This window comes from Bradyrhizobium sp., from assembly GCF_035484855.1.
Classification (GTDB): domain Bacteria; phylum Pseudomonadota; class Alphaproteobacteria; order Rhizobiales; family Xanthobacteraceae; genus Bradyrhizobium.
Map to the genome: position 1 here is coordinate 1 of NZ_DATHOP010000242.1, position 2,787 is coordinate 2,787.

A 2,787-nucleotide genomic window follows, 5' to 3' on the forward strand; every position below is an offset into this window, starting at 1 on the left:
TGCGGACCATCGCCTCTCGACCTTTGGGCGTCAAAGGCGCATTCTTGTGGACGTTCATCTGGTCTCTCCCTGGAACATTGAAGCTTCGCAACCTCAGTTTCCTCGGTTCAGACCAGATGGACAACCTCCTGAAAGACCACAACTAGTCGCAAATCCGAAGCCGCGATCAAGACTGCGTTTGAAAAGCAGCTGCAGGCCTTTGCAGGCAAGCCGGTCGGCGTTCTCGTGCGCACGGCCGTCGAAATGGCGCAAGTGCTGGCCGACAATCCATTTCCGAAGGCCGCGCCGAACCGCACCATGGCGGTGTTTCTCGACCGCGCGCCGCCTACCGATACGCTCGCCGGTATTCGCGGCCGGAAGGATGAAGAGATCCGGCTCGGGCGCCGCGAGATCTACATCCATTACGGCGAGGGCATGGCCAAGTCGAAACTCGTCATATCAGCCGCCAAGGCTGGCACCGCGCGCAACATGAATACGGTCGCAGTGCTCGCGCGAATGGCGGCGGAAGCGTGAGATAGCGCGGAAAATCGTAGGGTGCGTTGAGCCGTTGCGAAACCCACCGCGCTACGAACCGAAGCGTGATGGGTATCGCTTCGCTCCACCCATCCTACGGAATCGCCGTCGAGTCGCGCCTACGGCCTTGCGATCACCCCGCCCGTCATCGGGATCGGCACGCCCGTGGTCGCGGGATAGCTCAGCGGCAGGCCCTTCAGGCCGCGCGCGGCGAGGAAGCCAAAGGCCTGCGCCTCGATGGCGTCGCCCGACCATCCCAGCGTTTCGGCGGCCTCCACTGTCGCCGGCTGCAGGCGCTCGCGCAGCATGCGCAGCAGCGTGAGATTGCGGGCACCACCGCCGGCGACGATCCAGCTCTTTGGCTCCTTCGGCAAATGCGCCACGATCCGGGCGATGGCTTCGGCTGTGAAGGCGGTCAGCGTCGCGGCACCATCGGCAGGCGGCATCTCCTGCAGTTTGAGCGAGGCAAAATCGTTGCGGTCGAGCGATTTCGGCGGCGGCTTCGCAAAGAACGGATGATTTAGCGCCCGGACCACCCAGGCCACGTCGACCGCGCCTTGTGCCGCCATGCGGCCCTCGCAATCGAACGCCTGGCTCATGGTGCGCAGCATGTGATCGTCGAGCAGCGCGTTGCCGGGCCCGGTGTCGCAGGCGATCAGGGTGTCGGCGCCGTCGATATAGGTGATGTTGGAGACGCCGCCGATATTGACCACCACCAGCGGTCCCTCGCGCTCCAGCGATTGGGCCAGCGCCCGGTGATAGACCGGCACGAAGGGCGCGCCCTGCCCGCCGGCGGCGACGTCGGCGGCGCGGAAATCGTGCATCACCGGAATATGGATCGCTTTGGCCAACGCCGTGGCGTCGCCGATCTGAACGGTCATCCGCTCGGCCGGGCGGTGCAGCACGGTCTGGCCGTGGAAGCCGACGATGTCGATGTCCTGACAGGTGATGTGGTGCTGCGCGGTGAAGGCGGCGACCGCTTCGGCATGCGCTACGGTGACGGCGCGCTCGGCCTCGGGCAGGATGCCCGGGCGCGCATCGCGCTGCGGCAGATTGACGGCCTCGGTAAGCGCCTGGCGCAACAGACAGCGCTCGCGGTCGCTATAAGGCCGGTAGCTGGTCGGCCCGAAGGATTTCACCCGCCTGCCGTCGGTTTCGATCATGGCGACGTCGACCCCGTCGAGCGAGGTGCCGCTCATCAGACCTATCGCTGTCATCATCATGGCATTGGCACTTCTTAAAGGACCGTCTGCCCTCGACGTCCAACTTGTGTCAAACACGCACATCTTATAATGCCACAGGGCGCTGCAATGCGGCAGTCCTTAACTGCGGCGGCCCGAAATTCCGTAGAAATAGTGTGAACCAAGAATGATCAGAGTTGCACACAAATGACCGCCTTTAAATCTGATTTTCTCAATGTGCTGCAGAGCCGCGGCTTCATTCATCAGATCTCGGACCCGGAATCGCTGGACGGCCTCGCCGCCCGCGGCGAACTGACGGCCTACATCGGCTTCGACTGCACCGCGCCGTCGCTTCACGTCGGCTCGATGGTGCAGATCATGTGCCTGTACTGGCTGCAGCAGACCGGCAACAGACCGATCGCGCTGATGGGCGGCGGCACCACAAGGGTCGGCGATCCCTCCGGCAAGGACGAGTCGCGCAAGATCCTTTCGATCGAGGACATCGAGCGCAACAAGGACGGCATCAAGCAGGTGTTTTCCAAGTTCCTGAAGTTCGGCGACGGCAGGCACGACGCGATCATGCCTGACAATGCCGAATGGCTGACCAAGCTGAACTGGATCGAGATGCTGCGCGATATCGGCCGGCATTTTTCGGTCAACCGCATGCTGGCGATGGACTCGGTCAAGCTCCGGCTCGAGCGTGATCAGGAAATGAGCTTTATCGAATTCAACTACATGATCCTGCAGGCGTACGATTTTGCCGTGCTCAACCAGCGCTACGATTGCCGTCTCCAGATGGGCGGTTCCGACCAATGGGGCAACATCGTCAACGGCATCGATCTCGGCCGCCGCATGGGCACGCCGCAATTGCACGCGCTGACGACCCCGCTGATCACGACCTCATCGGGCGAAAAGATGGGCAAGACCGCCAGCGGCGCGGTCTGGCTCAACGCCGACATGAAGAGCCCCTACGAATACTGGCAGTTCTGGCGCAACACCGACGACGCCGACGTCGCGCGCTTCCTGAAGCTGTTCACGACGCTGCCGCTGGCGGAGACCGAACGGCTGGCGGCATTGCAGGGCGCGGAGATCA

Annotated in this window: 2 protein-coding genes and 1 pseudogene; 2 read left to right on the forward strand and 1 reads right to left on the reverse strand. The window is 63.1% G+C overall.

Annotated features, from left to right (window positions below):
* Nucleotides 1–153: 153 nt before the first annotated feature.
* A pseudogene (locus VK804_RS27775) lies at nt 154–513 on the forward strand (DUF1697 domain-containing protein); the annotation flags it as partial.
* A gap of 119 nt (nt 514–632) precedes the next feature.
* On the opposite strand, the gene VK804_RS27780 reads toward VK804_RS27775, so the two are convergent.
* On the reverse strand, nt 633–1,736 hold the full coding sequence (locus tag VK804_RS27780) for an anhydro-N-acetylmuramic acid kinase (protein WP_325376191.1): 1,104 nt from the start codon (nt 1,734–1,736) through the stop codon (nt 633–635).
* A gap of 165 nt (nt 1,737–1,901) precedes the next feature.
* Between VK804_RS27780 and tyrS the strand changes: the two genes are divergently transcribed.
* Nucleotides 1,902–2,787, forward strand: an 886-nt coding sequence (tyrS, locus tag VK804_RS27785; RefSeq protein ID WP_325376192.1) for a tyrosine--tRNA ligase, incomplete at its 3' end; no start/stop codon positions are given.